This window comes from Streptosporangium sp. LJ11 (assembly GCF_051918945.1).
Taxonomy (GTDB): Bacteria; Actinomycetota; Actinomycetes; order Streptosporangiales; family Streptosporangiaceae; genus Streptosporangium.
In genome coordinates, this window is record NZ_JBPXMB010000067.1 from 1 (window position 1) to 5989 (window position 5989).

At 61.4% G+C, this 5989-nt stretch carries 8 protein-coding genes; 4 read left to right on the forward strand and 4 right to left on the reverse strand.

The window, feature by feature from the left end; genetic code table 11:
• Positions 1–241 precede the first annotated feature (241 nt).
• Genes ACTOQ3_RS43205 through ACTOQ3_RS43215 form a run of 3 tightly spaced genes read left to right on the forward strand, consistent with a single transcriptional unit; the run spans position 242 to position 1888 of the window.
• Positions 242–910: a replication initiator gene (locus tag ACTOQ3_RS43205; RefSeq protein ID WP_440089863.1), complete on the forward strand. Its 669-nt coding sequence runs from the start codon at positions 242–244 to the stop codon at positions 908–910.
• Position 911: 1 nt separating this feature from the next.
• A complete protein-coding gene (locus ACTOQ3_RS43210) occupies positions 912–1112 on the forward strand; it encodes a helix-turn-helix domain-containing protein (RefSeq protein WP_440089864.1) in 201 nt (66 codons plus the stop codon).
• Positions 1112–1888, forward strand: a complete 777-nt coding sequence (locus ACTOQ3_RS43215; protein WP_440089865.1) for a tyrosine-type recombinase/integrase — start codon at positions 1112–1114, stop codon at positions 1886–1888. The genes ACTOQ3_RS43210 and ACTOQ3_RS43215 overlap by 1 nt, the downstream gene beginning before the upstream one ends.
• Positions 1889–2149: 261 nt before the next feature.
• Here ACTOQ3_RS43215 and ACTOQ3_RS43220 read toward each other — a convergent pair whose 3' ends face one another.
• The 4 genes from ACTOQ3_RS43220 to ACTOQ3_RS43235 form a co-directional block, all read right to left on the reverse strand.
• Entirely contained in the window at positions 2150–2488 is a 339-nt protein-coding gene (locus ACTOQ3_RS43220; RefSeq protein WP_440089867.1) for an Imm8 family immunity protein, read from the reverse strand.
• A 180-nt stretch (positions 2489–2668) separates the two neighbouring features.
• A complete protein-coding gene (locus tag ACTOQ3_RS43225; RefSeq protein WP_440089869.1) occupies positions 2669–3031 on the reverse strand; it encodes a hypothetical protein in 363 nt (120 codons plus the stop codon).
• Positions 3032–3269: 238 nt separating this feature from the next.
• Complete coding sequence (locus ACTOQ3_RS43230) at positions 3270–3797, reverse strand: Imm21 family immunity protein (RefSeq protein ID WP_440089870.1); 528 nt, start codon at positions 3795–3797, stop codon at positions 3270–3272.
• A gap of 557 nt (positions 3798–4354) precedes the next feature.
• The gene (locus tag ACTOQ3_RS43235) at positions 4355–5503 is read right to left on the reverse strand and encodes a hypothetical protein (RefSeq protein WP_440089871.1); all 1149 of its coding nucleotides are present in this window, start codon (positions 5501–5503) and stop codon (positions 4355–4357) included.
• A gap of 206 nt (positions 5504–5709) precedes the next feature.
• Here ACTOQ3_RS43235 and cutA point away from each other — a divergent pair, with 206 nt between their 5' ends.
• The gene (gene cutA / locus ACTOQ3_RS43240) at positions 5710–5916 is read left to right on the forward strand and encodes a divalent-cation tolerance protein CutA (protein WP_440089872.1); all 207 of its coding nucleotides are present in this window, start codon (positions 5710–5712) and stop codon (positions 5914–5916) included.
• Positions 5917–5989 lie beyond the last annotated feature (73 nt).

Below are 5989 nucleotides of genomic sequence, written 5' to 3' on the forward strand. Positions count from 1 at the left end.
ACTCCACTCTGTGGTGAGGGATGTCCTCGTAGATCGACTTCACAACGGACACTACCTACGGTGATCGCTCAATTACGGTAGGCGCTCATGTGATCTCCGTGTCGCACCTCGGGCCTGCTTGCAGCCGCCGGAGGTTCCCGACAACCGGCCGGCGTCCACAACTCGAGCCCGGCGGCCAAGGGCCCTGCCTCCCCGCACCGAGCGCCTACCGGGTGATCTCAACGATCCCTTACCGTGCTCCTTGCCGGAGCTTTGGGAGTCCTGGGCCGACTCGGGGCCGCCGTCCCCGAATCCCCTGCCAGGCGAGTGCATCGCCCGCCCAGCGGGCGCGAGGGCTGGGCATGGTGCAGGGCGGCCGACGCCCTCGCCCCGGGTCCCGGGCGGGGCCGTCACATCCCCGAACCCCGGCGATCCCCTCGACCCTGACGACGTCGCCAACCACGCCCGTCGCGACCACGCCACCCGAATGGTCGAAGCGCTGCGTTATGAACCCTGTTCCCCGGCGTGCGCGAACTGGCTGCGGTACGGCGTGCAGCCCAAGGGCGCCAAGGCGGGCATGCTGCCGGGCCGGTGCCGCGGCAAGGCGCACAAGGCCGAGCGCCTCGGCTACGCGGGCCGTCGCGTCCTGGTCTCCCGCAAGTGGTCGAACAAGACCCTGCGCGAACACAAGCAGGATCGTCAGGCCTGGGTGCTCGACATGCTCGGCCTGCCCGACGACACCGTGACCGACCCGCACCGCTACCTCTGGCGACCGGTCTCCTCCAAAGACCTCAACCGCACCCCACTGGCCAAACGGCTGCTGCGCGAGGTCGCCAACCGCCGGCGCACCCGCGCACGCCTGATCGAACTCCAAGCCAGAGCAGACGGACGACCAATCGAAGATCTTTCGGCAATCGGAGAGGCGGCCTGACATGGAACCACTGTTCTACCGGCCCAAGGACGCCGCCGTGATGCTCGGCATGAGCCGTACCGCCGTCTTCCGACTGATCAAATCCGGCGAACTCAAGTCGATCAAAGACGAGGGATACCGGCTGGTCCCCCGGTGGGCGCTCCACGAGTTCGCCCGTGCTCTGGAGGCCAAGGCGGGGCTCTCCCGGGAAGAAGCGGCGTGATGGCGAAGAAGCCGGACGGCCGGTCCTCGATCTACTTCGGCAATGACGGCTCCTGGCACGGCTGGGTCACTTTGGGCATCAAGCCTGACGGCTTCCTCGACCGCCGTCACCGGATGGCCGCGACCGAGGCTGAAGTGACCCGCAAGGTGAGGGAACTGGAGAACACCCGGGAGTCGGGACAGGTCACCAAGCCCGGCCGTGCGCCCACCGTCGCCGAGTGGATGACCGAGTATCTCGACGTGATCTGTGAGCGGCTCGTGATCTCCGGCAAGATGGCGCCGCGCACGCTGACGGACTACCGGTCCAAGACGCGTCACTGGATCATTCCGCTGCTCGGACGACATCGGCTCAACCGGCTCGCTCCCGAGCACCTCGACACGGCCTACACCACGATGCTTGAGAAGAACCTCTCGACCAGCACCGTGCTCAAGGCACACCGCAAGATCCAGGCCGCGGAGCGTCTCAAGGCGGGGGAACGCTGGGAGGATCACGATCTCGTGTTCGCCACCCGCCACGGCGGCCCGATCGAGCGCACCGAGGACTGGAAGGTGTGGAAAACCATCCTCAAGCAGGCCGGGGTTCGGGACGTCCGGGTGCACGACGCTCGCCACACGGCCGCGACGCCGCTCATCGAGCAGGGTGTGAACATCCGGGTCGTTCAGGAGGTCCTGGGCCACACGAGGGTGACCACGACCGAGCGTTATGCACATGTGTCCACACCGCATCATGCGCGATGCCGGCGAGCGCCTGGCCTCGGCGCTCTGGGGAAGTCCTGAACCCTCGTTGCAACTAGGACTGCAACCATGACGCCCTTAGAGATCAAAAAGGCCCTCTCCCCGTATCTCGGGAGAGGGCCTCTGACCTGCGGAGGCTCGGGGATTTGAACCCCGGATGGGCGGTAAACACAAACCGCATTAGCAGCTCGGATCTTGCCCGTTCAGATCGGTTCCACCCGGACCAACAGGGGCGACCGGTCGGCCAGGAACGACATGGGACGGCGGTGAACTGCAACCCAAACTGCAACCCGCTCGGAAGCTTCAGCCGTCGTAGTCCTCGAACTCCCGCTCTCCGATCCGGCCGATCTTCTCGGCGAGTTCGCTCCACGTCGGAGCCTCCAGCACTGCGATCCGGTCGCTCAGCCACGTGGTCACCTCGGCGGGGCGCAGCTCGGGCACGAAGAGCCGGTGGCGGCCGATGAGAAAGGGATGACGTCGCAGCTGATCGGCGAGGGCCGACGGGGTGCAGACGGTGAGCTGGAACCGTTCCTCGACTGGTTCTCCCTGCGGGCCGACGTACATCTCCAGCAGTTCGCAGGCATGGGCAGGGTCCTCGATGCTCCGTCCGAACTCGAGGTCCGGCCATCGGAAAGTTCCCACTCGTGCTCTCATCACTCAATGATCGCGCAACAGGGGAAGGCCATGATCGGGCTGCCAGGCTGGGGAGTACATGAACCATGGCGCGTAGGGGCACCGAACTGGGATTCGGGCTAGTCACGAGTAGTCACGGCGAATTCTCTGTCGCCGAGACCAGTGGCACGGTGGTCATGGCCCTGAGCTTTACTGCTCGACGGATTCGGCGATCGTGCGGAGTCGTCGGATCTCGCTGAAGATCTCCCTGTCACTGAGGACGGAGATGATCGTCAATCCCTGCGGACCGCCAGGTTCTTTGTGATATTTCCCGAGGGTGTGGCAGAGCGCCGAGCGTAGTTCGCCAAGTTCTAGTTGGAGTGCGTCTCGCTGGACTCTGCGTGTCGCGAGTTGGACGCCCGTGGGTGTGCGGTCTCCCGCTGCGTCCTCCTCCGTGGTGATGTCGATGTCTTCGACCCGTACGTACTCATCGCCTGGGCGAACGTCGATCACCACGGGAGTGTCGTCGGGGAGACCTTCGAGGTAATCGAGAAGCTGTCGCACGGTGAGCATGACCGCATGATTTCTGGGGACGGCGCATCTGCGCAAGCCTTCACCTCTCTGCCCATCCCAGCCGCATACGGTTCCCGCGCTCACGTACCGGCGGTCATCCCGGAACCGAGCACCCTCGCCAGGGCGTAGCGGTTTTCAAGAGGGCTACGTTCCCCGCATCGACAACGGCTCTGAGCTGCTGTGATAGATGCCCTCCAGCGCGGAAACTGGAAGATCATCTCACGTATATCCCGCAAAGTTAGATCTGCTGGACAAGCTGAACGATCACCATGTAGGCGGCCTCGGTCTGAGCATAAGCGGCACGGACGGTGTAGCGCCCCGGTGGAAGGTCCACCCTTAGATGCTCCTCGCTGCCGATGTAGTCATGCCCGTGGACGGAGTCGAAAAGGACCACGGGCTCTCTGATGTCCCACACCAGTTCCTCCTCCCACTGCGCAGAACCGACCACATCGATAGCAGCCTGGAGGATTTCCGCAGCCGAGTCCGCGGCGATCCAGCGGACGAAGAGGTTGTGTTCGGGCAGGAACGTGGTGCCGGCGGGATGGTCGCCGAGAACGAGGGCCTTGGCCGGTCCAACATCGATCAAACCGATGTAGCCGTCGACTTCGCAGGCTCGGCCGTAGTCTCCCTCATCGTCGGGGTAATCCTTCGGTACACCGTTCCAGTACTGGCAGGCTGACTCCGGAACAACGATGTGCGGCCCGCCCAGCGTGGTGACCCAGAGCGGAACTTCATCGTCCGACTGTTCCATGTACGGCTGAGACATGACGGTTAGAGTACGACGAGAAGCTGACAAAAGGGGCGCACCTAGCCTTCTGATGCGTAGGTCCCCGAACGGTCATCAAAAGCGTTCAGACCGGTTCGCCGTGCAGGTCGTGAGCGAGCGCCTGTTCATATCAGTCCAGCTCGGTTCGAGATCGTACGGCCCGTTGGCTCTCAAGTTGGCTCCCGGAATCAGAGAACCGACGGCTTTACAGGGCGTCGCGGTCATTTACCTTAACTGCGCACCCACCTGCGACGCGACTCCGACTAGGCAGCTTCCTGCCTGGCAGCATTCTGCATATATTCCGGATCTTGATTTTGCACTTATGGATGACCGCCTCCGCTCTACGCGGTCAACAGCCGTCCCTGGTCTTCCCTCGTCCTCCTCGTAGCTGCCAATTCCTGGGCGAGCGCACCGGGTCAAGGGTCAGCGAAGCTGATCGCGCCAGCGACGCCGTAGGCGCCCTTGACCCGGTGCGCTCGCCTAGGACAATTGACCAGCAAGGAGACGGAGCACGGGATCTTTTGCTCGGGATCGATATGCGACTGTATACGCTCGCCTTACTGGTTCTCCACAGGCACAGCTACGGGCAATATGGAGGAGTATGTACCTATAGATGGAATGGTAAGGATAAAGCTCCTTGGTCCGCGTGCCCAGTTCTCTATTATTCCAACTTCGTCGTCCGACATATTCGATAGAGACTGAAGCGCCCCTGCTTCAACAACCAGAAATAGAGGAGGCTCTTTGAATGTGCGAAGGTGAGGTTCGAACTCCATCGTCAGTCTTTGGGTCAGTTCGTGCAACAATTTTCCGTCCAGCGACGAGCCAGGCGCAGTATGTATCGCCCAGATTATGAGTGGACGCAGTTGTCGGCCGAATTCAGCTTCCGATAGATTCTGCATGTCAAGAGCAAAAGACATGGCGTCGACAATGCGATTTCGTATATTCTTGCGCCAGCTCGAGGCGAGCATAATTTTTACGTCTACGCCAATATTGAGACGGGGCCCAACGGTTACTATGTCTATGCGAGAAGAACCGCGAAGCCTGACGTTTCGGAAGATTTCACCATCGCGTCCCACCAGCTTGGCGACTAGCCCCGCTGCTGCATCTTCGGCATCGACGTAGTGGCGGGTTATAGATTCACGAGCACGCCTAGCTAGGTCCGTTGAAAGATTATTCTTCGGAGGCGTTGCAGGAAGCTGCCCGTCTACTATTGCGACATCTTGTGCGGCTGGCATCTCTCCGACAATCTCGTCCGCCTTTCTCTCTATTGACTCACTCACCTCTTCAGGGCTTTCCAGGTTCGCACCCACTAGCTGCGCGACTTCTTGGTCATACTTCTTCGTTTCGGCATTTTGCTTGTTTGTTTCAGCTCTTATTTTGTTCAGCTCGGCTTCTTCTCGAAGCTCAAGGTGCTGTTGCCTCTGCCACCATTTAATGCCACCCCATGCGATCAAAAATAGGCCGACGCTTGCGAGTCCTGTGGAGATGGTTGGCCAAGAGTGGAGCAACCATCTGATTTGCTCCTGCTGAGATGAGAATATTTCTTTTCCAACAGGTGTCAGTTCTTTTATAGTTTTCTCTGGCGCCCCCGCTACCGTCTTTTCTTGCAGCAGAAATATCGGTATGGCAAGGCCGGCGGCGATCAACAGCGCCCCGACGCTGACCAGGAACTTATGAAAGTCCGCATATTCGAACTTTGGCAACACGTAACAACATTAGCGGAGCTGAGGCGCGACAGGCACAACTTGCACCAGTTTGTTCCCTGATTGTCAGGCTGGGACGGCCCGAGCACGGCCGCGCGCGAGAACGGCCCCCAGGCCGCACGCGCAGCGTGCGGCCGAGCGCAGGGCCGCGAGCGGCGCGGAGCGCCGTCGCCTTGATACCTATGAGAGCAATTCGGCAGTGTGTTGGCATGATCCAAAATACTTCGGATTGCATCGAGGTCCGCGTCACTGCCAGCAGCCGTGATGAGGCCGATCGGATTTGTTCGGCAGTGGTAGAGCGTCGGCTGGCCGCAGGAGCTCAGATCGTCGCGCCGATCGAGTCGACCTACTGGTGGGCCGGGCAGATCCAGCGCTCTGGCGAGTGGCTCTTGCTGATGACGACCACCACTGAGTGAACCGCGCCGGGATTGATGGAGGCTTCATCGGTTGGAAAGGATGGAGCTCATGTCAGGTCGATCTGGTTCGTCG